Raw genomic sequence first — 25075 nt, forward strand, 5'->3', positions numbered from 1 at the left:
CGTTATCTCTCCTTCTATCCACTTAAAATCCCCATATTTTCAACAGCAGCAGGATCACGGTCATTAGAATTACTGCTCCCCCTGTTTGATAATCGACACGCTGAAATGTCAATTGCTTATAGGAAGTTCTCCCTTTCCCATTCCCATAAGCACGCGCATCAATGGCGTGAGTCAATTGTTCGGCACGTTGAATCACCGTTAGAAGCAAAGGCACGAGAATCGGAATATAGGCAAATATACGTTTTGGCAGCTTTAAGGCTGAAATATCATAATCTCTGGCCTTCTGGGCCAGGAGAATCCGATCAAGCTCTTGCATAATCGTCGGGATAAACCGGATCGCAATCACAATCATTAGGGAAAACTGCTCCACCGGCACATTGAGTTTGGATAAAGGGGCCAGTAATTTCTCCAGCCCATGAGTTAAAGTCAGCGGTTTTGTAGTTAACGTTAAAATAGAAGCCAGCAAGATGATTAAGACAATACGCCAAACGAAACGTAACCCGTTCAGCAGACCCTCTTCTGTCATCTCTATAACAGACCAGGACCAAATGATATTCCCCTTCGTGGATAAGGCATTATAGAGAAAAGTAAACATCAAAATAAACAAGACCGGCTTCAAGCCTCTCCAAAAGACCAGTAACGGGATTTTGGATAACCATAAAATGCCGGCCAAGAAAAGGGTTGCGACAACGTAGCTGACGAACGTGTCCAGCATTAGGAAGCTCAGCATGATGATAATCATGCTTACAAGCTTTGTCCGCGGGTCCAGACGGTGAAATATGGAATGGGTCTCCAAATATTGTCCCATTAACAGGGTATTAGACATTTAGAGTCTCCTTGCCTGCCAGATGGGCAGCACTTTTGCGAAAATATCCTGCTCTCTGCAGCTCGCCACTTCAATTATCTCACCGGACATTTCCTCAACTATCTTTAACAGTTGCACAGGCTCCGGCAGGGATAAACCGAGTTGCTCCAGCAATTCTGCTTGTTCCAGAAATAAAGTGCCGGTCTCATAATGCCCCATGAGTTGCCCCTCGTGAAATACCATGACTTCATCCGAGTATTCGGCAACATCGTTCATTTGATGAGATACGAAGAGAACGGTGCGATTACCCTGCTGCTGCCATTTACTCAGCAGCTGAAGTAATGCGGCATGGCTTACTGGATCGAGACCTGCTGTAGGTTCATCCAGAATAAGCAGCTTCGGATCCATCATCAATACGGAAGCGATAGCCACACGGCGCTTTTGCCCCCCGCTTAGCTGAAACGGAACCAATGGCAGGATATCTTCTGTCAGACCTACTTGCGAAAGAATGACTTCTATCGACTTCTTTATCTGCTGAGGCGTATCCCCACGTTGCTTAGGAGCAAAGGCAAGCTCCTTGTACACCGTCGATTCAAATAATTGATGCTCGGGATATTGAAATACGTAGCCTATATCAGGCAGGACTTTTAGTTGTCCTTTACGGTCCTTGGGAATGGGATGATCATTAATCCAATACTCTCCGGCAATGTCCGGAATCAGCCCCTTCAGCACTTTAACAAAGGTAGACTTGCCGGCGCCTGTATGGCCAATGACAGAGATCCACTTGCCGCCTTGAATCGTGCAGCTGACATTTTGCAGAGCTACCCGACCGGCATAACTTACGCTTAGATTGTTTAGCTGGTAGACCATTGTGAGCGGATCATCTCCTTCCAATCTACCATTAGCGGCATGTCTGGATGCAGCATTCGATATACTCGGACCGCAAAAGGAAGTTCTAATTGGTAGTCTTCAACGGGCACCGTTTCAAAAAAGCAAACCGGATCTCCATCAAATACAAGCTGCCCCTTATCCATAAGTAAAACACGCCCCGCAGCCAGCACTTCCTCCATGTGATGGGTGATGTGGATAATGGTCATGCCTTGGCGGTGCAGCTCCTGCATGATCGAAAGCACTTGCTCCCTCCCCTGCGGATCAAGCATAGAGGTAGCTTCGTCAAAAATAATAATCCGGGGCTGCATAGCCAGGATGGCGGCAATAGCTACCCGTTGCTTTTGACCGCCTGAGAGCTGATGGGGCATCGACTCCAAATAATCCTCCATTTGCACAGCCTGTAGGGCTTGATCTAACCGGCTGCGTATTTCTTTCCTTGGCACACGAATATTTTCCAATCCAAATATCACTTCATCCATAACCGTTGTAGTAATGAATTGGTCCTCCGGATTCTGGAACACAAACCCTATTTGCTCATGGATCATCCTAAGGTCCGCGGGTCTGGAGGTGTTTAGATTCTGAAAGGTTACATCCCCTTGTTGTGGAAGCAGCAATCCATCCATTAGCTTGGCAATTGTAGACTTACCGCAGCCATTCGCCCCGACAATTGCCACGAACTCCCCCGTCTCAATCGTAAAGCTTAAATCCTCTAAGACGGGCTGCCCTTTTTTATAATAAAAATGAACGTGATCGAATGTCAGCATTTAATGACTACCCTTCTGCTGCCGCCATGTTGTGAAAAATGCCTCTATGCCGGTTTCGGTAAAGGCAGGCTCCGGCTTTTGCCACTTCGTTATCTTCGAACCATTTACACCAAAGATTTCACCTGTTAACTCAATATCTGGCTGTGCCAGCAATGCGGCTGCGAAGCGGGCAATATCGTCTGTTTCCCCCACCCGCCAGAACTCCGGGAACGGCTCATTGCGGCTGGCGTACTTTTCCTTCATATGCTGGATGACAGGCCGGGTCATATCTGTTAAGGCAGCAGGCGCAATCGCATTTACTCTAATACCGTTGCGCTTTAGTTCGGCTGCGAGCGTCCACATCATACCTAGCATTCCAGCTTTGGCTGCACTGTAATTCACCTGCTTGATCGAACCTGTTAAACCGGCAGTGGAGGTCATCAGAAGAATGTCTCCGCCATGATTTTGCATATGAGGCAGTGCCCGGCGAATGCTATAAAAAGCTCCATTCAGATGCACATCCAGCACCGAATTCCATTCTTCATCCGTCATATGCAGACATTGCTGGTCATGCAAATTACCGGCGTTATGTATCAATACATCTATACGGCCATACTCAGCGATGACAGCATCCACCATCGCAGTGACCTCAAGCGGATCTGCGACATTGGCACAAATGCCCCGCGCCTCGCCGCCTGTCCGGTGAATCTCCTGCACAACCTCGTCGATTAGCGCCTGCTTTGTCCCGTTAACTATTACTTTATAACCGGATTCGCCAAGCTGTAAGGCGATGCTGTGCCCAATCCCTCTGGTGGCTCCTGTAATTACGGCTACTTTATCCATCACTTCATCTCTTTCACTGAAAAGGTACCTGAAGCAATCACATCACCAGATTCTAATGTGACCTTCACTTCGATATGACCGTCGCGAGGCTCAAAGTGAAACACCACATCCGTATCTACTACAAGCGGCTTTTGAAATTTCATGCTATACGTTGTAATCCACTGTGCTGGATGATCGGTTAAATATAACGATTGTGCCAGCCCCATGATATACATACCATGTGCTATAGGCCGCTTATAGCCAGCCTTAACAGCAGCTTCGGCATTCAGATGAATGGCAGCCGTATCATTAGAGACAGCCGCGTATTGCCGGACAGACCCGGCAGTTACACGTTTCTTAATCTTAATCACCTGCCCGGATTAATAGGGTATCTGCCGTCCCTATGAGATTACCGCCACATGTATAAACAAGCGTGTGGTAATAAAAGGTCATCCATTCCTGCCTAACTTTTTTCTTATCCATCCTCGTTAAGAATAATTCACAATCCAGGATCATCCCTGCGGTAATTGGTTCCTGGTAAGTGAATTGCTGTGTGCCGTGAATTAAGGGGGCATCCGTCTTCAACCAGGGAATATCGAAGAACTGCCAGAAAATAATCGGCATTGTGGCAGGTGCGATCAGATCACCTTTTATCATTTGCAAGGGAGCACCGATACTTTGTGCAAAGTCAGAAATCCACTCCGCAGTGATATGAACCTGATGCCGGACTTTGTTCATTGGACCGCCTCCACCAGCGTGGCCAGACCTATCCCGCCACCAATGCCTAGTGTTGCCAGCCCCCGTTTATAAGGTTTATATAACATCTCGGAGCATAACCGTGTGATTAAGATACCGCCTGAAGCACCGTAAGGATGGCCAATGGCAAGTGCTCCGCCTCCACGATTCACCTTTTCCTGCGGAATCTGAAGCTCCTGTAGTGAGGCTAATACTTGTGAGGCAAAAGCTTCGTTAAACTCTACAATATCCAAATCGGCAACACTCAGGTGCTGGCGGTAAAGCACCTTCTGAACAGCTGGAACAGGCCCCATGCCTAAAAAATTGGGATCAACACCTGCCGCTTGGGCATCGACGATACGCAAAATAGGCTTTAGCTGAAGCTCCCGGCATTTCTCACGGGACATCATCAGAACCAGAGCCGCTCCATCATTCAGAGGACATGCATTGCCAGCCGTTACCGTACCCTGTTCCAGAAAGATTGGCGGCAGCTGCTGCAGCTTTTCCAGGCTAGTATTGGCTCTGGGGCATTCATCTAGGGTAACCCATCCGCCATTCGCTTGTACAGGAACGATCTCTTTCAGAAATCGGCCGGTTTGCTGCGAATGAATGGCTTTTTGATGGCTTTTCAAAGCATAACGGTCCTGTTCTTCACGGGAAATCGCGTATTTACGGGCGACATTCTCGGCTGCAATGCCCATATCCGGGTCGCCGTAGGCGCTTGGAGTGAAACGGGCCCGTGTATATAGCTGTGGTGCGCCCGTTAGCGTTTGCGGTTTGGCCATTTTCCATGGGGCACGGCTCGTACTCTCAACTCCACCGGCCAAATAAATCTCACCAGCACCACTTTGAATCAGCCTTGCCGCAAGATTGACTGCCTCCAGACCAGAACCACACTGCCGGTCAACTGTGACACCCGGGACCGTCACTGGCAGTCCTGCTTCCAGAGCAGAAAGCCGTGCGATGTTGCCGCCTGGACCTACTACATTGCCAATGATGACATCATCAATTAATTCCTTCGGCACATTCGTTTCTGCGACAATATGCTGAATAAGCGGTGCTAATAATGCTTCCGGTTCAAGAGCACTTAACACTCCGCCGATCCTGCCAATGGGCGTCCGTTTAGCGATCACAATTACAGCCTCTATCATAACAACCATCTTTTCGCGTAGTCTTTCATTGCCTGCCGGGCAATTTTTCCGCTACTTGTATAAATGAACTGCTCTACCGTGATAAGCTGTTTGGGGGCCTTGTAGTTCGCAATTTGCCGGCAGCAGTAATTCTTGATTTGTTCTACAGATAAACGCGTTTGTCCGCTCCACTTCACTATTGCTGTCACCTGTTCACCCCAATAGGCATCCTGTATTCCCAGTACCATCACTTCTTGAATTTCCGGCATCTGCTGCAGCACAGACTCTACTTCTTCCGGGAAAACATTAAGACCACCGGAAACCATCATGTTTTTTGAGCGGCCAGCCAAATACAAATATCCATCCTGATCCATATACATAAAATCTCCGATGATTAGCCATCCGTCACGAAAAACCGCTGAAGTCTCTTCCGGCAAATGATAATACCCTGTGAACATCATCTCACTCCGAATATAAAGCTGCCCGATGCTCCCTGGGGTTACCTCCTGCAGATGTTCATCACGAATGGATATCTGTACACCGGAAAAGGGTTTGCCTACTGAATCCGGCTTATTGTCGGCATGAACATCCAGGTAGCTGATATAACTAGCTTCAGATGAGCCATAAAATTCATATAGCTTCGCTGCGCCGAATATCTCCCTGCAGCTATTCTTAGACATCTCTGACCATTTCCCGCCTGAGCTGATCAAAGCCTGGATTTGTGTCTGACCAAATTTATCCTTCTGTTGGAGCAGTGCTTCAATCATCGTCGGCACGACGAACAAAATAACATCGGGATTCAGTTTACACAACTGTAGAACCTTGCCGGCATTGAACTCTTTTATGATATGAAAGGTTGCACCGCTGTATAGACTCTGCATTACCGCAAATAAAGACAAGGAATGAACAAAGGGGCCAGGAGCTAACATATGCTCTATGCGGTTTAGCCGGAAAGCCTCTTTGGTCGCCTCGAAGCTCTGTATCCACGACAAGTGGGTGCGCATATACCCCTTAGGTGTACCTGTTGTGCCTGAAGTAAAGCCGATAAACAATAATTCATTCGATTCATCCATTTCAGCTTCCGGCTTGAGAGTGAGCAACCAGCTGTCATAAGAACTTGAACCTGTATCCTGATCAGAAAAAGTTAGAAGTTGAATTGCCGTGTCCTGTATGTCTAGAATCTTTGCCGAATGGGTCTCTGCAAAAATCATTTTCGGCTGACATTGCTGTAGAACAGCGTTCACTTGATTTATGCTCCATTTAGGATCCAAAGGGATAGGAACACACCCGGCATAAATAGCTCCTAAAAACACCTCTACAAATTCAATGCGGTTCGCAGATAAAATGGCAATCTTATCATGGTGAAGGCCATTTTGCCGTATACCCTGTGCAATTGTAGTCATACGCCGTACTAATGACCAATAAGTACGGCTCTCATCACCATCGGTTAAGGCGATATGGTCGGGCTGCTGCTCTGCATAACGCAGTAAGGGTTCAATCAGATTCATCGTTCATCACTTCTCTTCAATTGGACTGACGGCTTTTAATTGTAGCGCTATAATAGCAGCTATGACCGCTTTAATACAATCCCCCGGCAAAAATGCGGTTGCTCCCACAAGTCCGGCCCAAATAGAGGTATGTGTAATCAAAGCCATAACCGGCCCACCGATCAAACTAACAAGCACCACACCAAAAACTAAGTTAATGACGATAACTTTCCATGTTTTGACATTGGACCAGACTTTTTCTGTCGCATATCCGATACAAAATGCTGCTACGGGCCAGCTTAGAATATAACCGGCTGACGGCCCGACTAATGCAGATAAACCTCCACGTCCGCCGGATAATAAAGGTAAACCCAGAGCGACTAACACGATAAATAAAATCAGGCTAAGACTTCCTGTCTTCTTACCTAAAAAACCTCCCGCCAGCATGACACCAAGTGTTTGTGCGGTAATAGGCACCGGGATGAACCCTAGTGGAATCGGTGGAATCATTCCTAATACCCCTATTAGTGCAGCAAATAATGCGGCAAATACCATCTCTTTTGTCTTCAACTTGCGACCTCCGTTAGTGTGATGAAAATATTAATCCCTATGAGATTTGTCATCTATATTTAGCTAAATCATAGTTTGATATGTTAGGATTGTAAACCTTATTCATATAATTTTTGGCTGGTATGTGAATCGAATAATACAATAACAACGGATCATCCGCATTATTCTGTTTTTCCAAAGCAAACACGAGATGAGGCATACCGATAAACAAATCAATTAACCAGGAAATGACGGTACATATCCGATGACTCCCGATAAAATCCATGCTGTCCCTATGCCCACCGCTACAAAACGCTAAAACTAACACTAAGCGAAAGTCATACAAAATAAGCCGGAAATCCTATACGATAAGGAAATCCGGCTTATTTTGTACAGCGCTATGGAAGATCACCTTTTAGTGTATTCGTGGCGAAGCTTTTACCAAGCCTATAATAGACTTTTATTCTTCAATACTATTTGATAAGACGAGCATTTACCCAATCGGCATGGTCACTATTTATACCATCTCCACCATCAGTTACAATAAGCTTTAGCTCATTCTTTCCAGAAAGATTAACGTTTACCTCATTTGGCTCTGTATTATTATGCATTACACCACTAAAGAATACAACTTGATTGTCTACAACAACTTTGAACTCCACAGAACCTACAGAACCTACTTCACCATCTACCCCAACTAGTGCGGCAAAGGACGTGTACTTCCCATCTAGTTTGTAGACAATTTCACTGTTAGCATGTGTGCTCAACCCTTTTGTATAGGTCTTGTTATTTAACTTAAGTGTATTTCCATCAAGACTACGATCTTTTTGAATCGTTCCCCAATCTGTTGTGGCAGAAAACCAATCAATATCGCTGAGATACGTTGTAACAGGTTGTGGTGTTATTGGATCGTTTTCAAAAATTTTAATTTCACTTGCAGATGCAAAACTTTGTTCCACCACCTTGAGGAACTTCAAGTCGAACATATTTAGCAAGAGTAGGTGTGAAAGTTACTGTCTTTTCTGTGTTGTCCTTTGCCCAAGTGCCTGTTGCAAGCTCAGTGAATGTCCCCCCATCAAGACTAGTTAGGATTCTATAATTTGTAATAATTCCATTTTCTCCGGTTTGTCGCGGCAGATAGGTTAGTTTGGAAAATGTTGATGGATTTGCGTACTTTGCTGTAATACTGTAAGGGAATTGATTGGGTTTATTCCATTCACTGTGCCAGATACTATTTGTATTTCCATCAAATGCATTTATTGCGACATCATAATCACTTGAAGTCTCTTGGCTATTTGTTGCTATCTCAATGATACCTCTTACCTTATCCATTCCATCAGTCGGTTTAATGATGTTATACTCTGACCCAAACCAAATCGGTGCAGTTAGAAGAGGTAAATTCAATGATTTAATTTTGTTTCGTGTTTCATCTGTTGCAGACAGACCCCATTTGTCAAAGAAAGGCGTCAAGTCATAGTGCGCTACTTTTGAAGTGCTTAGAATAAAAGCCTGTTTTTTCTGAACATCTGTTGTTGGCAGTTCAGCTTCTGCCATCTCACGATATAATCGATGTAAGTCTGGGTAGAAGTTATCCCCAAAAGCAAGATTAAGTTGCCACAACATTTCTAATTTTGAATTAGAGTCTTTAAAATTCTTGGTTGGCTGCTCTACAAACGAGAAAGCGGTTAAGTACTCACCCTGCGACCTTGCAGGCTCAGTAGGTTTAAGAACCTTCTTAGCAGCCAGAGAATATAGATTTACTGTCACTTCAGACATCTCATCCCATGTCCAAGGTCCTTGTTGTCTCAAATGACCTGCCTCATGATACTGCCCCCAACCCATTCTTGTAAGGTTTAAAGCATCCGCATTGGCTCCAGTATTTGTAGGCATAATCGCTCCATCCCAGGTTGCATATGCATACGCTCCTCCTGTGTATGTTGGTGATTCAATGATGCCAATCAAATGCTTATCTAACCAATGTCTAGGATCAGAATCAGAATTCGATAGTCCAGAAATTTTATCCTGTGCTGCAATAAACTTATCATAAGTCTGTAAAACAGGATCTGGGTCTTGATTCAAGATATGGTCTTTAGCAGAAGCATATGTGAAGACTAAGAGAGCCTTTTCTGATTGAAGAACAACAGAAGGTGCATCAGGATAAGCACTCATCATTGCCTGCCAATCCTCTTTGGTATTCTTACCTAATACAAAAAATGGAACAGGGCTTCCCCCACTCACTACATTTACATTAATACTACCTTCATTGTTGCTGTTATCAAAAGACAACAAACCGCCATTTGGTGAGGAAATTGTGTTTGCACCTGTTTTTAATGGATACCTAATCGCCTACTCTTTATCATGTTGATGCATCCCAATAATCGCTGTAATTGGTTTGTCACCTGAGACCTCAATCTCAATTTGTTCATTGGCTTTTGCATATAGACCAGTTGGCTGAAATAATTTTCGTGCATCTGCATACCCCGCCGCTCTACGCTCCCGCTTGCCTTCTGCCCATATATCTCCAAGGGCTTTCACTTCAAAATTTCGCTGAACAACAAGATTACTTTGCTGTGTAATGGCTACCTCTGAAGATTGAGCTAGTACCTCAGATGGTGAGTCAGCTACTACAACCGCTGTTGCTGTTACCACCATTAGAGATAAAATCTGAAGTGACTTCCTAAGTTTTTTCATCAAATCCTCCTAAAAAATTAATTTCACACTGATAAGACATCCTTGCATTACTTTTTTTACCATATACTAAATAACACCATTTATCTCTATTACTCCAAATCCATCTTTATTCTTCTTTTTATAACACGGATTGTAATATATGGAGTGCCGCAGTTACCTGTAAATAAAAAAATGGCTCATGATTGATCACTTCCATCCCTGCACTGCCGGTAGTCCGATGCCGGAGAGGAGAAAACATATCTGGCCTGGTTACGTAAAATTCCCGGTCCCCATAATGAACGGAATAACAGCTGCTGTAGTATGTAGGACGACAAAAAACCGGCAACCCGTATGGGTGCCGGTAATACTTGATCCTATTCCGTTCCGGGCAGGTTCAGCCGCAGTTCAGCGGTTCCTGTTAACCATATAATTTAATAAATGTTTCAGAAAAGCAATATTCCGCGGCAGCTCGCACAATGCTTCCGAGGCCAGACAGTAGTGTTCCCACAGCTCTTTCCGGGCATTCTCCAGCCCAAGAATGGATACGAAAGTTGAAGTGTTGTTTCCGGTATCCTGTCCAACGGGTTTGCCGAGCAATAGCTGGTCTCCCTCCTGGTCGAGCAAATCATCTTTTATCTGAAAAGCGATCCCCGCATGATAAGCAAATTTCTTCAGCGCCGCAATTTCCGCCTCCTTCACCTGGGCCAGCATAGCCGGCATGACCAGCGCCGCCTCGAAGGCAATCCCGGTTTTGTAAAAGCAGATCTCATTCAGTCGCTCCAGAGTTAACTCTTCGCCTTTAGAATGCAGATCCATCGCCTGCCCCATGCACATATCCCCCGTCTTTTGTGCTGAATACTGCATGAGCGCAAGCACGGTTTTCGGATCGAAATGACGGAGAGATGCTTGTTCCTCCGTGGCCTTCTGGATCAGAAACAATCCGGTTAATTCGGCAGTCGCAGCATCATGTACCTGATGCAAGGTTTCACGCCCTCTGCGGGTTGACGCATTATCCTGGGATGGCAGATCATCGAAGATTAAGGAAGCGGTATGCATATATTCCAAGGATCTCAGCAGCGGCACAATCTCCGCTGGCTCCAGTCCATATTCTCTTACGCCCATAACCCACGTTAAGACTGGGCGTATTCGTTTCCCATCACCTTCGAGACTGTAATTAGCAGCATCTATAAGCAGTTCCTTCATCGGTTGCATTCGCTCAGGCTTTGGGATTAGGAGCTGGCTGTTGATCACTCCGCGCACCGTTTTGATCGTATCGTGAAACTCCTCCTTTTCCTTCCGGTTGTTACGCAATGTGTTAAGCAACTGGTCCCGAAGCAGTTTGTCGAAGAAATCGACATCCACTGCTTTATGAACCATCCGGTTTACCAGTCGTTTGAACTCCGGGCTGCCAGACGCAAATATCTCCATGATTTCGTTGTATTTATCCCTGCCTAAACGTTCTTTAGAGCGTTTCAGACCGTTAATGACCCGGTCCAGAATTACCTCGCAAGTTTTGGGATCAGAATGAAACACGTTATGGAGCAGATGGGAAATGACCGTCCAGTACATTTCAAAGGGATTGATCAAATCGTTGCGCTGCTCGCGGTATTTTAAATAATAGGTATAAGGGGTAACCGCGCCACCCAGCATATCGTCGGACATATCGGCAAAATCATCCGCCAGCTGATTGTATAAGCCATAATAGAAGGTTCGATGATCAAAACCGTCATCTAGAGGCGCACTGATTACAGAGCGGACAATCAAGCGGGAGGAAGATGATTTTAGGATTACAGGAATATAAAGTTCCTCATTGGTATAACCATCATGAGACAGATTCTTTGCCCGGTCTATTTCCTGAGAGTGAAAAAACACATAGGAACGCTCAAAAAACGATTTCTGCGTCTCCATCCGCTGATGGTTCTTAATGTACTCAAAGGCTTCCCGCAGCTCCGAATGCACATACTCCATCAGCGGAATCTTTTCCCCATCCCACTCTCCAAGCTCCGGGACAATCCCGCTGAGAAGCGCTTGACGGATCAACCGGGAATATTGTTCTTTCTCAGAAGTGGTTAAGACCGCAGAATCTAAAAGATCGTCAATGAAAGGATAGGTAAGGCCATAGGAATACCCCAGCCGGATGGCTTCATCAAGTCTTAAGACACGTTCTGCAGGGGCAAGGTTATCTTCCATCTCTTCCATCACATGCATGACAACCCCGATAATAATCTTAATCAGCTTACGTTGGGCTTGCTCGGGATTCATTTCCACCGGCAGATTGGCGGAGACAGTTTTGAGTTTAGTAATCACCCAGATCGTGGCTGTTTCTACCCCTTCTTTCTGGGCCCAGCGGTACAGCTTTGCCAGATTCAGCATGTCCGGCTGTGTTTGCCCGCCTGCTGCGCCTGAGGGGATCAACTGATCTTTGATATCAGCAACCATCCGTTGAATCCTGTTTTGAGTGTCTGGAGAATCCAGCGCTTTGCCCAGATCCCTCATGTAGATATAGGAAATGCTTCGGTCGAGATAATCATTTAATTTTCCCGTGTAGTTCAGCCATTGAATATACCGGTGGTAATCGGCAGACCCGGGGTTCCTTTGGTTTCGCGAAAAAAAGGACAGCCATGAATGATGATGAATATGGCTCTTCTTCCACAAATGAAAGTCTGCAGTTAAGGCAGGCGCATAACTCCTATTCTTGACCTGTGTAAATAGTGATGCAAAATATTGAGCAGCTTTCTGCTCAGCCAGCTTATACGCTGTATCGGCATGCAGTGTAAATTCATTCATAAGATGGATTACCTCAACTTCTTTTAGTTTGGACCTTTAACATTCAATCCCTGCAGCTTCGCCGGATCATAGTTATATCATATACGTGAAAGAACTCATTGGGTTACGAGTTAGGAGTTATTTCGGGAGAGCCGAGAAAGTCTGCAGTGACCGGTCCTGAGAAATTCAGGTAATGGATTACAGATGAATGATTTTTGTAGCAATATTGTTGCAAAATTCACTGTCATGCTCGACAAAAAGAATAGTTGGTGTGTATTCCAGCAGCAGCTCTTCAATCTGCATCCGGGAAATAATATCAATAAAATTAAGCGGCTCATCCCAAATATGCAAATGGACCTTCTCACTTAGGCTTTTCGCAATAAGCACTTTCTTCTTTTGCCCGCCGCTAAACGCAGATATATCCTTTTCAAACTGTACTCTGGAGAAATCAAGTTTTCTTAAAATCGACTTAAACAGGCTTTCATCAATCCCGTTGCTTCTGGCGTAGTCCGTTAAATTGCCCTGTAAATGCGAGGTGTCCTGTGATACGTATGATATTGTAAGCTGACTGTCCTTCCTGAGTGTGCCTGTGTAGTCTAGCTCCTTGCCGCAAATCAGCTTGATAATGCTTGATTTACCGGAGCCATTTATACCGGAAAGCGCAATTCGCTCCCCCTGCTCAATCGAAAAGCTGATATCTGCGCAGACGATCTTCTCCCCGTATTGAATCGAGACATGTTCAAGCTCAACCAGCTCGTTTTTATGATAATCAAGCTGTGAAATCTCCAGGGTGTCGGAGTTTTCAATATTTTTCAGCAGTTTAGATTTTTCAACAATGGCTGATTGCTGTCTTTGCTCAATGGCTTTAGAGCGTTTCATCATTTTAGCAGCCTTGTGGCCAACATAACCTTTATCCAACTTGGAACCGGAATTCCGTGTTCCATTTTTGCTTTTCTCCACCTCATGCGACCAGTTGCCCGTTCGTTTAGAAGAATCCGACAAGCGCTTGATGTCTCTTCTTAGTTTTTCATTCTCTGCCAGTTCAAAATGATCTTGCCGCCTTTTATTCTCCCACCAAGCGGAGAAATTCCCCTTTTGAATTTCTATGTTGGTTTTATTGATTGACAGGATGTGGTCTACACAATGATCCAGAAAGGATCTGTCGTGGGAGACCAGGATAAAGCCGCTCTTGGTATTCAGATAAGCACTGACCAGTTTTCTTGCATTCAGATCCAGATGATTGGTAGGCTCATCAATGAGCAGAAAGCTGTTTTCCTTAATAAATAATGCAGCAAGCAGCACCTTCGTCTGCTCACCGTTGGACAAGGAATCAAAGGGCCGGTATAGCACATCCTCGGACACTTTTAGTAAAGAAAGCTCCCGCATCAGCTTCCAGTGAATATAATCCGGGTAGATATCGCTGATTACGTCAAGGGTATTATTCCCCTTATTCTCGACAGGGAACGGGAAATAGTCGAAATCGACCTTAGCCGAAATCGTTCCGCTATATTCATATTTACCAAGCAACAAGCTTAGGAAGGTCGTTTTCCCTCTTCCGTTTCTTCCTGTAAATCCTAATTTCCAATCGGTATCAATTTGAAAACTTACGTTCTCAAATATATTATCGTAGCTGCCTTCATAGGCAAACGTCAGGTTCGCAACATTGATTAATGACATATATATTCCTCCTGTATATAAAAAAATAAGAGCTACAAGAAAGTTACTTTCTTGTAGCTCAAATAAATACAGCAAATCCAGCCCCAAAGCGGAGTTAGACAAGGATATTCGTCTGAGTGAAAAGAAATGCGTAACTTTCTTGCGTATAAAGAATAAAACACATGCGAAATAAAATCGCAGCTGTCGTTTTATTGTTTAAAAGATTCGCAAGAAAATTTCTACATTATCCTTTTCAACTCCAGTCATTAAAGTAACAGAATTTTACCATACCTTTTTTTTATTTTCAACCCAAGCATGGTTTTGATCAGCAAATCTACGTATGATTTTCTCCGCTGGCTTTTGTTTTTCGTTTGCGCAGACCCTTGACGGAGGCTAGGGTAGTCCCTTCTTGGATAGGGATCAGATGACTTTTCGATACACCGATCTGCTGGGATGTATAAATACCGGTATGTCCTGAGAATAAAAAACTGACTACACAAGCGATAAACATATAAACCGCCCCGGTGGAACCAAATAGTTCAATCCCCATAATGAAACAGGCAATTGGTGTATTGGTGGCTCCGCAGAATACCGCAATAAAGCCAAGTGAGGCCAGGAAAGGAGCATATAAATGAAGCACACCAGCCAGGCTGTTTCCGAGTGTCGCCCCTATAGCGAATAAAGGAGTAACTTCACCGCCCTGGTAGCCTGTGCCTAAAGTAAGTGCAGTGAAAATGAGCTTCCACAGGAACGCAAAAGGCGGCATTTCTGTCTCAAAGGACCCGCTGATGAGTGGAATACCAAGTCCCAAGTAATCCCTGGAACCTATGACATAAACTAAGGCAATAATAATGAGCCCGCCTACCGCACTCTTTAGCATCGGGTTTTTAAAGATGTAGGTGAACGTTCGCTTTAAAAAGTGGGTCAGCTCGCTAAACAACATACTGACTAAACCAAACACTATTGCAGCAGCGATAACTTTTAACAGGACGACTACATCCAGATCTGGAAAAACATCCACCTGATAATGGGTATGATGCACCTTCCATAAGCGGGTAGTCACCAGATCGCCCACAAAACTGGCTGTGAAACAGGGCAGCAGCGCTTTATGGCTGATGAGTCCAATCGCAATCACCTCCAGCCCAAAAATGGTCCCGGCCAAAGGAGTCCCGAAGATTGAGCCGAAACCACCACTTATCCCGCACATCAGCAATATTTTCCGGTCCAGGGCATTGATCTTAATAAGTCTCCCGAATCCTTCGGCCAAGCTGCCCCCCATTTGTACCGCAGTTCCTTCACGCCCGGCTGAACCACCGAAGAGATGAGTGATAAGCGTGCCAAACAGCACCAAAGGAGCCATCCGCAACGGAATCGTTTCATTACCCTCCCGGATTTGCTCCAAAATCAGATTATTTCCCTTGGCACTGTTTTTGCCGTAGCGCATGTATAGAAAGCTTACCAGTGCACCTCCCGCCGGAAGCAGAAAGAGCAGCCATCCATGATTCAGCCGAACCTCAGTAACATAATCTAGACTCTTGAGGAAAAAAGCCGAGGCCGTTCCGGACAATACGCCTATTGTGCCGCCCAGGACAATCCATTTCAGAAAAGTGCTCCACAGCGCCAGATGGCTGCTTCTTTCCGTAAGCGTCGCCCATTTTGCATACATGTTCTTCATTTGCTGTATTCCCCGCTTTTCCGTAATGTATCAGCCCTGATCAGCTCTGCGGTAGTAGCTTACACCCAAACTTCGTGGTGAGGTGCGGGAGAGAAAGCCGCTGATGCTCGAAGTCACAAGCACTTCATCGCATCCCACTTTATTAATCAACGCTTCCCTTAAATATTCGGCTGGCTGCTCTGCCATCGTCTGTGAGATAAGCACAAGCTTCTGGTCAATCTCGTCTTTGTTGTCAAGTGCATTGTACAGCATCTTATCCAGCGCTTTTGTAACGCCGCCTTGTGGCTCATTCATGGAGAAATGCATTCGCCCCGACCTGACCGTTGCCGGACTTTTTAAATTCAAAGGACTTTTTATCCGATTATGCAATCCGTAAACATTCCCACCCTGATTTATAAAGTTAAGCTTATCAAGCAGCATTTCTTCCTCCAGGTTTGTCCGCGAGTGGTGCAGCTCTTTGGTTATAGTTGCGGGATGTCTTCTCTTCCTCGCCGCTGCGACTGCCCGCAGAACCATCATTGCCGTCCCTGAGGAAATGCTTGAGGAATCAATGACAGTAACTCTTCCTTCAGGGAATTGTTGGGCAGCTGCCACTGCATTCTTGTAGGTTGGGGATAACCCCGAGGCCATGCTGATGAATAACACATTGTCTCCGGCAGCAATACAAGGAGCAAAGAGAGTACTTAGGTCATGAGGTGTTGGAGCGGCAATACCGGGAATCGTCCCCTTCTCTCTTACGTAGGTGTATATCTCCTCAGTTGTTATATCGACCGTATGCCGAAATATCAGCTCATTGCTAAAAACAACATATACAGGAGCTATGCCAATCTCATATTGTTCAATTACGGTGGGCGGCAGATCTGAAAGACTATCTGTAAATATCTTTACTTTTGTCATTTGGCAGTCTCCTTAATACACTAGAATCATAGGATTCTAATGGCATTCCAACAGCTTTCTTCGACCCCTTCCAGCAGATCGGGGGTTTCGGTTAACACTCCAGACTTAATCAGTTTGAACAGCATCACGAACGCACCATATACAATGGCAATCAGCGCATCTGTGTTGAACTCTTTGATGACCCCTACTTTTTTACCATTCTCCAAAACTTGGCGAAACGTTCCAAGCAGCTCATCAAACACCTGCTTGCTTCGGTCGTCCAGATAATAAGCGCTATTATGGGATTCGATAAAGAGCAGCGCATTCACATTATTATCGGCAAACTTCACTAAACGCTGAAAAATATAATGAAACTGCTCCCGAATATCTGGCGTGGAATGAATGGCCTCATATTTTAACGTGTCCGAGAACACTTGCACGCAATGTTGAAACAATCCGTTAACAAGCGATTCTTTATTGGCAAAATAGCGATATATCGTACCTGCCCCTACCTTCGCACTTTCAGCAATCATCGGAACGGTTGTGCCGTCATATCCTCTCTCGGCAAACAGCACCAAGGCCGCTTTCATGATATCTTCCCGTTTGTTAGTAGCCAGTGTAATCACCCTTACCTTAGACTGGAATGGTTCCGGATTAAACCGGTATAGATTAGAGCGGAATGAATATTCATTCTCCTATTATAAGACTTTAAAATAAGAATGTAAAAGGAACCGATCTACAGGATCGGTTCCTTCTGTGTTCCTCACTCTACTATTGATCAGCCACAACCAGCATATCCATATGCCGGGCATGACGGAGCAGATAGTGGACGAAGCTTTTTTTGATGAGCGTCCGCCAGAGCGGCTTCCGTACCTGCCCGATGATCAGCTGTGTCGTCTTCACTTCATTGATCCTGATTAATAAATGCTCGTGCAGGTTCTTACGGCTTTCTGCCATAGTCACCTCTAAATTCCCTCCAAGCTGTTCTGTTAGACGACGCAGCGTCTCCAGCCGTTTCTGCTCCTCGGGAGTTTCTTTCGAACTGCAGTGCACATAATGAACATACCACTCGGCTTTCAAGCGATGCGCGATGCGGAATCCGCGGCGAATCAGCCGCTCTGCCCTCGCTCCCAGATCCACACAGACGAAGATCACCTCTTTCCTGCTCCATGGGCCCCGCAAGGAATTGTCCCGGTCCCAGGCCTCCAGCCGTTCGTCTACATCATCCGCAATTTCGCGGAGCGCCAGTTCACGCAGTGCAATGAGATTGCCGATCTTGAAAAACGATTCCAGCGCCTGGTTTACTTTCTCTGAGGCGTATATCTTCCCTTCCCGCATCCGCTCCTGCAGCATTTGTGGCGTTACATCGATCAGTTCGACCTCACTGGCCATTTTAAGAATCGCATCCGGCACGGTCTCCCTGACGCGTACGCCGGTTAATTGGGCTACCGCGTCGTTCAAGCTTTCCAGATGCTGCACATTTATAGTTGTTATGACGGAAATGCCGTTTTCGAGCAGACGGATCACATCTTCATACCGCTTTCTGGTTACACTTCCGGGCACGTTGGTGTGTGCCAGTTCATCCACCAGGACGACCTCCGGGCGGCGGGCAATAATTGCGTCCGTGTCCATTTCTTCCAAATGCGTACTTTGATATAGAATTTTGGCCCGGGGTATCATTATTAATTCGCCTATCTGCTCCTGGGTTTCCTTCCTGCCATGGGTTTCCAGCAGCCCGATGACAACATCGATGCCTCTGCTTTGAAGTATATTTCCCTCCTGAAGCATCTTGTAGGTTTTGCCGACTCCGGGAGCTGCACCGATATATACCTTAAAGGTGCCACGGCGGATCACTTCAATCTTCTTCTCCATCTCTTGACTGGTCAACCGGTGGAAAGGCTCCTTCTTTCCTTGCGGATTACGTTTGATCGGCAGAATCCGTTCTCCTTCCTGCTCGGCCCGGTCGGCCATCAGAAACACATCAATATTGCGTGTCTGGCGCAGCACACGGTCAGCAATCGAGCCCTGCCACCGCTCCTGCCACCGGCTTTTTTGAGAGTGGCCCATAACGATCCGGGTCACATTGTTTTTAATGGCATAACGCACCAGTTCGGAAGGAAGCTGGCGTTGAAGGGTGAGAGGAAGCTCTTCAAACCTGGCACCCACCCGCTCTACCAGCTTTACAATCGAACGCTTAAAGGTCTGCTGGTCCTTCGTCAGCGGCCGGTTAGGAATAGCAAATGTCACCACAATCAGATCACCGCCGAGCCGCTTGGCGATTTGCTGGCCTCTTCTCACATAAAGCGACCCGTTCCAATGGTACTGAGCGGATACCAGTATCCGCTCCATCGCGCCGGAAGGACCAATGAGCCCATGTTCTTCGCGATGTTTCTCTAGAGAATCGTTGACACCTTCGGCCACCAGACGCAGAGACAGCTCACGAAGCACGCCGAGATTGCCGGGCCGGGATAGTGCAGGATGCGTCTCATGGCCTAAAACACCTTCCTCGATCCGCTTCAGAATGGTTTCTGGTGAGACATCAATCAAGCGGACCTCATCCGCCAGCTCCAGAGTATGCAGCGGTACGGTTTCATCTGCACGGATTCCCGTCATTTGAAAGATGGTCTCACCCACTCCGGCCAATTCATACACATTGATGGTCGTAATCACGCTGATGCCGTTGTCCATCAAATAACGGATATCTTCCAGCCGCGTCTGAAAACGGGCTTCTTTGCGGTTCCGGTGCGCCAAGCCATCTACAAGCAGTACCTCGGGATTGCGCTCCAGCAGAGTCTCCAAAGGAAGATCCTTCTGCTCCTTGCCGTCCTTCAGCCAATGAATGCTGGGGACACGCTCCAGATCGGCAAGCTGCTGCATGGTTTCTGCTCTCTGCATCGTTGATACGGCACTGATTACAACATCAATGCCCTGCTTTTTCAATAACTTGCCTTCCTCCAGCATATGATAGGTTTTGCCTGATCCGCTGACGGAGCCGATGATAATCTTCAGCCTGCCCCGGTGCAAACGGTAAATGGAATACAGAATTTCTTCCGGGGTTTTGCGTTTGTAGGGTGCCACTCGTTAACCTCCAATCCTTAAGCGGAAACTACCCCTGTCCGCTGGAAGCGCAGGCAGGGGTGAGCCGGTTCTAATTCGCCGGTGTTTCCATTAAAGCGAGATTCAGCTTCAGCACATTGACACGTTCCTCACCAAACACCCCAAGATCGCGGCCTTCAGTATATTTTGCCACCAATGCTTCTAGCTTATCTGCTGAAATACCGGTCAGATTGCTGATTCTGGGGATCTGTACCGTAGCCGCAGCGGGTGATATATGCGGATCCAGGCCGGAACCGGAGTTCGTGACCAAATCTATAGGCAGCTCACTAACCGGAACGTCAGGGTTATTCGCTTTCCACTCAGCTATAGAATCGCTGGTGCGCTCAAGCAAAACCGGATTGGACGGTCCATAGTTATTCGATCCCGAGGCTTCAGCCTTGTACTCAATACTGGATACACGGCCCTGGAATAACGCCGGATTCTTAAAGTTCTGGCCAATCAGCTCAGACCCAATCACTTGGCCTTCTCCATTCTTTAGCAGGCTCCCGTTCGCCTGGGAAGGCATAAGAACCTGGGCAAGCGCGGTAGAAGCCAGCGGATAGATGATCCCGCATAATACAATGAACACTAGGCTAAGTCTTATCACACTAAATATATAAGAACCTTTAGATACAGGCTTTTGCTCTATTGCGCTTGAATTGACGATTTGCATTATTTATTCATCCTTTCTTCTAGCTAAGTGCAATGATCTTAAATCCATATGCTTACAACCAGGTCAATCAACTTAATGCCGACGAAGGGAACCAGGATCCCGCCAAGCCCATAGATGAAAATATTCCGGCTCAGCAGCTTGGTGGAGCTCATCGGCTTATACGATACGCCTCTCATCGCCAGAGGGATAAGCAATGGAATGATAATTGCATTAAAGATCAATGCCGAGATAATCGCGGAGCTTGGAGAACCTAGTCCCATTACGTTCAGCACTTCCATCTCTGGAATGGCCAGCGTAAACATGGCCGGAATAATCGCAAAATACTTGGCGATATCATTCGCGATACTGAAGGTTGTTAATGCTCCGCGTGTCATCAGCAGCTGCTTGCCGATCGCCACAACCTCAATGATCTTGGACGGGTCGGAGTCCAGATCAACCATATTGGCCGCTTCCTTCGCTGCTGTGGTTCCGCTGTTCATCGCAAGTCCCACGTCCGCCTGTGCCAATGCAGGCGCATCATTCGTGCCGTCCCCTGTCATCGCCACCAGCTTGCCTTCACTTTGTTCCTTGCGGATGACCTCGATCTTATTCTCCGGTGTACTTTCGGCAATGAATCCGTCGACTCCGGCCTCGAAGGCGATAGTAGCGGCAGTCAGCGGATTGTCCCCTGTGCACATTATCGTCTTGATGCCCATTTTGCGCAGTTCATCAAATCGTTCCTTCATCCCCGGCTTAACCGTGTCTTTCAAATAGATGAGTCCGTATATCCGGTTATCAACTGCAACAGCCAGCGGTGTTCCTCCTTTGCCGGCAATGGCATTCGTTTGCTGATCCAAATCATCTGGAATCTGCCCTCCTTGGGAGGACACCCAGCGTTTAATGGAATCTACAGCCCCTTTGCGGACCATCCGGCCGTCCTGCAGATCCATGCCGCTCATCCTCGTTTCGGCGCGGAATTCTATAAATTCGCCTCCAGCCATAAGGCTGCTGTCATAACTGTATCCTTGTTTCTTGGCCAGCTCAATGACGGAGCGTCCTTCCGGTGTCTCATCTTTCAGCGAGCTGACAGCTGCCCACCCGGCCAGATCCTCTACCGTCTCATTACCCACAGGAACAAATTCACTGGCCATGCGGTTGCCAAAGGTAATCGTGCCGGTCTTATCAAGAATCATCGTGTTAATGTCTCCGGCAGCTTCGACCGCTTTACCAGACATGGCAAGCACGTTGAACTGGGTAACCCGATCCATGCCCGCAATCCCGATTGCCGACAATAATCCCCCGATGGTAGTGGGGATCAGACAGACCAGCAGCGCAATCAAGACCGGAATTTCCAGGTTTACTTCCAGATAAGCGGCAATCGGCTGCAGGGTGACTACCACGATCAGGAAGATAATCGTCAAGCTGATCAATAGCGTGTTCAGCGCAATTTCATTCGGTGTTTTCTGCCGTTTGGCTCCTTCCACCAGTGAGATCATCCGGTCAAGGAAAGACTCGCCGGGTTCACTTGTAATCTGTACCTTGATCTGATCACTTACGACTCTCGTGCCGCCTGTCACGGAGCCAAAATCTCCGCCGGCTTCTTTAATAACGGGAGCCGATTCACCTGTTATAGCCGATTCATCCACAGATGCCAGCCCTTCAATGACCTCGCCGTCGCCGGGAATAAGTTCTCCTTGACTGACAACAACGACATCGCCTTTTCGCAGTTCGGAGGAAGCAACTATCTTAATGACGCCTCCTACCAGTCTATTCGCGGAAATATCCTGCTTGGTCTTCTTCAGTGTATCCGCCTGTGCTTTCCCGCGGCCTTCCGCCAGCGCTTCCGCAAAATTGGCAAACAATACGGTAACCAGCAGTATGAAGAAGACCGCTATATTGAAGCCTCTAGCCTCCTCTGCGTCGAAATAACCAGGGGCGAGAATCATCAGCAGAACAATAATCGTTCCAATTTCAACAACAAACATGACCGGATTCTTCATTAGCGTCATCGGATTCAGCTTGATAAAGCTGTCCTTGACTGCACTTCGTATAATAGGCCCACTCAGCAGCTTCTTTTTTTGTACAGTACTCATCTCTATTTCTCCCTCTTTCCTACCGTAGAGTCAAATGTTCAGCAATCGGCCCCAGAACCACGACCGGCAGAAATGTCAGCGCACCAATGATCAGCACCGTACCGATCAAGATGCCGGTAAACAGACCGTTGTCTGTACGGAATGTGCCGATTGTCTCCGGTACAGGCTGCTTGCGGATCAGGGAACCTGCAACGGCGAGCATTGCAATGATTGAGATATAGCGTCCTAGCAGCATTACAATACCAGTCATCACATTCCAGAATGTGCTGTTGTCCGCAAGTCCTTCGAAACCTGAACCGTTGTTGGCAGCAGAGGAAGTGTATTCATATAGTACTTGCGTCAACCCGTGGTACCCGCTATTACTAATAGCGCCTTGCCCCAGATCTGTCAGGAATGAGGCTGCTGTCGGTGCCAGAATGATCAGCGGATGAATCAGTATCGCCACCGCGATCAGCTTCATCTCCCTCGCTTCAATCTTTCGGCCGAGGAATTCCGGCGTCCTCCCCACCATCAGCCCGCACAGGAAGACCGCAAGCACGGCGTACATCAGCATATTGATAAGGCCAACGCCTTTGCCACCGAAGACGTTATTTAGCATCATTAACGCAAGCGGCGTAATACTTCCCAGCGGGGTTTGAGTATCATGCATATTGTTGACGCTACCTGTCGTCGCTGCGGTTGTTACTGCCGTAAACAAGGCGGATTGCGGTACACCGAAGCGGACTTCTTTTCCCTCCATGCTGCCTTGAGAAGTTTCAATGCCCAGGTCTGCCATTGCCGGATTACCTTTGATCTCCGCAGCATAATTGAGCGACAACAGCAATACAAACAAAGTCATCATGGCCGCAAAGATGCCCCAGCCCTGCCGTTTATTCTTAGCGAACAGTCCGTACATATAAGGCAAGGATGCGGGCAGCATCCACATGGACAGGATTTCAATCACATTGGTAAGCGGTGACGGATTCTCAAATGGATGTGAGGAATTCGCCCCGAAGAATCCTCCGCCATTCGTTCCCAGATGCTTGATGGATTCCAGTGAGGCAACCGGCCCGATCGCAATCTGTTGAGCAGCACCCTCCAGCGTAGTTACCTCCAGTGTAGGTTTCAATGTCTGCGGAACATGCAGTGCAACTAAAGCCATTGTTACAAGCAGTGCAAGCGGCAGGAACACCCGAATAATCGCCTTGGTGAAGTCTTCGAAGAAATTCCCCAGTGAATTTTTACCGGTAATCCCTCTCACAAAAGCTGCTGCTACGGAAAAACCGCTGGCTGCCGATGTGAACATCATCATGGTGATAACCGCCATCTGCGAGAAATAGGAAAGACCTGTCTCCCCACTGTAATGCTGCAGATTAGTGTTAGTCATAAAGCTGATTACCGTGTTAAACGTAAGGGTCTGCTCCAGCTCGGTAATTCCATTTGGATTTACAGGCAGTCCGCCCTGCAGGCGGAGAACCAGATAACCGAACACAACCAGCACAATGTTGGTTGAAAGAAAGCTGAGTGCATAGGTCTTCCAGGACATCCCTTCACGGTTTTTCAGGCCGCTTACCTTGTATATGCCTCGCTCGATTCCCCCAAAGATCCGGTCCAACCGGTTTGGTTCATTTGAGAACACATGATATAAATAAGTTCCTACCGGTTTAACCAGTAGCAGCAGTATGGCAATGACTACGACGATTTGTATAATACCCACGAATGCCCCTCCTCCATTTAATGAGCTTCAGCTCAATGCTCTATATGTCTTGCTGTTTTTTTACCGCACTGCCTAAAATTTCTCCGGATGAATCAGGGCATAGACCAAATAGAGAAACAACAGCAGCGTTGCGATCAGGACCACTGTCATTGCTCTTTCCCCCCTTTATCGTCGATAACGTGCCCACACCACTGTGCAAATGCGTAGAACATACCGAAAAACACAGCGAGTGCCACCACCATATACATGTCCATCATATCCTTCGCACTCCTCTCCAACATTCTCTCATCTCTGCTTTTAACTACTGATTCAGCGTAACATCTATGCCATTAGTTCAGGGTTAGGGTTTGCATGAGAGAATAAAGATTACATTAAGATTGTCAGAATTCATCATCTTCATAGTCGCCTGCCCTCTTTAAATCAATGTAGTCGTAAATCTTCTTAATGGTATAAAGCACCACGATCATGATTGCGATCAACCCGGCATTTTTCAAAAATTCATCCATCCTAAGGATCCTTTCCCGAATGTCATATTTAGCTACCGGTTAAGAATAGCACTCACGGCATTAATTCAGGGTCAGGGTTTGTATGAGCGGATAAAGATTGCATTAAGTTGGTCGTATAGACGGCGAGTTCTTCCTTTTTTGGAACGAAAAAAGCCGCCTTCCCCCAAGACGGTTAATTCCGTACTACAGTATCCAGTTAGTCTGTACATTCTTCCATGTACGAAAGT

Annotated in this window: 24 protein-coding genes; all 24 read right to left on the reverse strand. The window is 46.7% G+C overall.

Annotated features, from left to right (window positions below; genetic code table 11):
- Window positions 1–22: 22 nt before the first annotated feature.
- Window positions 23–826, reverse strand: a complete 804-nt coding sequence (locus AC3WT9_RS05880) for an energy-coupling factor transporter transmembrane component T family protein (RefSeq protein ID WP_341378583.1) — start codon at window positions 824–826, stop codon at window positions 23–25.
- Window positions 827–1675, reverse strand: coding sequence for an ATP-binding cassette domain-containing protein (locus AC3WT9_RS05885; RefSeq protein WP_341378582.1), 849 nt, complete (start codon window positions 1673–1675; stop codon window positions 827–829).
- On the reverse strand, window positions 1660–2460 hold the full coding sequence (locus AC3WT9_RS05890) for an energy-coupling factor transporter ATPase (RefSeq protein WP_341378581.1): 801 nt from the start codon (window positions 2458–2460) through the stop codon (window positions 1660–1662). Before AC3WT9_RS05890 ends, AC3WT9_RS05885 begins: the two co-directional genes overlap by 16 nt.
- Window positions 2461–3282, reverse strand: coding sequence for an SDR family NAD(P)-dependent oxidoreductase (locus tag AC3WT9_RS05895; protein WP_341378579.1), 822 nt, complete (start codon window positions 3280–3282; stop codon window positions 2461–2463).
- Window positions 3282–3632 carry a MaoC family dehydratase gene (locus tag AC3WT9_RS05900; protein WP_341378578.1) on the reverse strand — a complete coding sequence of 117 codons (351 nt, stop codon included), beginning with the start codon at window positions 3630–3632 and terminating at the stop codon, window positions 3282–3284. The genes AC3WT9_RS05895 and AC3WT9_RS05900 overlap by 1 nt, the downstream gene beginning before the upstream one ends.
- Complete coding sequence (locus AC3WT9_RS05905) at window positions 3625–3999, reverse strand: FAS1-like dehydratase domain-containing protein (protein WP_341093095.1); 375 nt, start codon at window positions 3997–3999, stop codon at window positions 3625–3627. Before AC3WT9_RS05905 ends, AC3WT9_RS05900 begins: the two co-directional genes overlap by 8 nt.
- On the reverse strand, window positions 3996–5147 hold the full coding sequence (locus tag AC3WT9_RS05910) for a thiolase family protein (RefSeq protein ID WP_341380370.1): 1152 nt from the start codon (window positions 5145–5147) through the stop codon (window positions 3996–3998). Before AC3WT9_RS05910 ends, AC3WT9_RS05905 begins: the two co-directional genes overlap by 4 nt.
- Window positions 5144–6634, reverse strand: coding sequence for an AMP-binding protein (locus AC3WT9_RS05915; protein ID WP_341378577.1), 1491 nt, complete (start codon window positions 6632–6634; stop codon window positions 5144–5146). The genes AC3WT9_RS05910 and AC3WT9_RS05915 overlap by 4 nt, the downstream gene beginning before the upstream one ends.
- A gap of 6 nt (window positions 6635–6640) precedes the next feature.
- Window positions 6641–7183: a biotin transporter BioY gene (locus AC3WT9_RS05920; protein ID WP_341378576.1), complete on the reverse strand. Its 543-nt coding sequence runs from the start codon at window positions 7181–7183 to the stop codon at window positions 6641–6643.
- Between the two features lie 452 nt (window positions 7184–7635).
- On the reverse strand, window positions 7636–8124 hold the full coding sequence (locus AC3WT9_RS05925; RefSeq protein ID WP_492407490.1) for an NPCBM/NEW2 domain-containing protein: 489 nt from the start codon (window positions 8122–8124) through the stop codon (window positions 7636–7638).
- Window positions 8093–9448, reverse strand: a complete 1356-nt coding sequence (locus AC3WT9_RS05930; RefSeq protein ID WP_492407491.1) for a M60 family metallopeptidase — start codon at window positions 9446–9448, stop codon at window positions 8093–8095. The genes AC3WT9_RS05925 and AC3WT9_RS05930 overlap by 32 nt, the downstream gene beginning before the upstream one ends.
- A 60-nt stretch (window positions 9449–9508) precedes the next feature.
- Window positions 9509–9853, reverse strand: a complete 345-nt coding sequence (locus AC3WT9_RS05935; RefSeq protein WP_492407492.1) for a M60 family peptidase N-terminal accessory domain-containing protein — start codon at window positions 9851–9853, stop codon at window positions 9509–9511.
- A gap of 384 nt (window positions 9854–10237) precedes the next feature.
- A complete protein-coding gene (locus AC3WT9_RS05940; RefSeq protein ID WP_341378572.1) occupies window positions 10238–12619 on the reverse strand; it encodes a polyprenyl synthetase family protein in 2382 nt (793 codons plus the stop codon).
- Between the two features lie 177 nt (window positions 12620–12796).
- Window positions 12797–14275 carry an Lsa family ABC-F type ribosomal protection protein gene (locus AC3WT9_RS05945; protein ID WP_492407493.1) on the reverse strand — a complete coding sequence of 493 codons (1479 nt, stop codon included), beginning with the start codon at window positions 14273–14275 and terminating at the stop codon, window positions 12797–12799.
- Window positions 14276–14588: 313 nt separating this feature from the next.
- Window positions 14589–15920: a voltage-gated chloride channel family protein gene (locus tag AC3WT9_RS05950; protein ID WP_341097666.1), complete on the reverse strand. Its 1332-nt coding sequence runs from the start codon at window positions 15918–15920 to the stop codon at window positions 14589–14591.
- A gap of 39 nt (window positions 15921–15959) precedes the next feature.
- Window positions 15960–16826, reverse strand: coding sequence for a DegV family protein (locus AC3WT9_RS05955; protein ID WP_341093085.1), 867 nt, complete (start codon window positions 16824–16826; stop codon window positions 15960–15962).
- Between the two features lie 26 nt (window positions 16827–16852).
- Window positions 16853–17395, reverse strand: coding sequence for a TetR/AcrR family transcriptional regulator (locus tag AC3WT9_RS05960; protein ID WP_341378569.1), 543 nt, complete (start codon window positions 17393–17395; stop codon window positions 16853–16855).
- Between the two features lie 181 nt (window positions 17396–17576).
- Window positions 17577–19883, reverse strand: a complete 2307-nt coding sequence (locus AC3WT9_RS05965) for a histidine kinase (RefSeq protein WP_341093083.1) — start codon at window positions 19881–19883, stop codon at window positions 17577–17579.
- 70 nt (window positions 19884–19953) lie between these two features.
- Window positions 19954–20574, reverse strand: coding sequence for a potassium-transporting ATPase subunit KdpC (gene kdpC, locus AC3WT9_RS05970; protein WP_341093082.1), 621 nt, complete (start codon window positions 20572–20574; stop codon window positions 19954–19956).
- A gap of 38 nt (window positions 20575–20612) precedes the next feature.
- Entirely contained in the window at window positions 20613–22646 is a 2034-nt protein-coding gene (gene kdpB, locus AC3WT9_RS05975; RefSeq protein WP_341093081.1) for a potassium-transporting ATPase subunit KdpB, read from the reverse strand.
- 19 nt (window positions 22647–22665) lie between these two features.
- Complete coding sequence (gene kdpA / locus AC3WT9_RS05980) at window positions 22666–24342, reverse strand: potassium-transporting ATPase subunit KdpA (RefSeq protein ID WP_341378567.1); 1677 nt, start codon at window positions 24340–24342, stop codon at window positions 22666–22668.
- Between the two features lie 72 nt (window positions 24343–24414).
- Window positions 24415–24492, reverse strand: coding sequence for a K(+)-transporting ATPase subunit F (kdpF, locus tag AC3WT9_RS05985; RefSeq protein WP_076112028.1), 78 nt, complete (start codon window positions 24490–24492; stop codon window positions 24415–24417).
- The gene (locus AC3WT9_RS05990; RefSeq protein WP_341378565.1) at window positions 24489–24623 is read right to left on the reverse strand and encodes a hypothetical protein; all 135 of its coding nucleotides are present in this window, start codon (window positions 24621–24623) and stop codon (window positions 24489–24491) included. The genes kdpF and AC3WT9_RS05990 overlap by 4 nt, the downstream gene beginning before the upstream one ends.
- A 99-nt stretch (window positions 24624–24722) precedes the next feature.
- Entirely contained in the window at window positions 24723–24848 is a 126-nt protein-coding gene (locus tag AC3WT9_RS05995; RefSeq protein ID WP_341093078.1) for a hypothetical protein, read from the reverse strand.
- Between the last annotated feature and the right edge of the window lie 227 nt (window positions 24849–25075).

This window comes from Paenibacillus sp. EB106-06-01-XG199 (assembly GCF_058791575.1).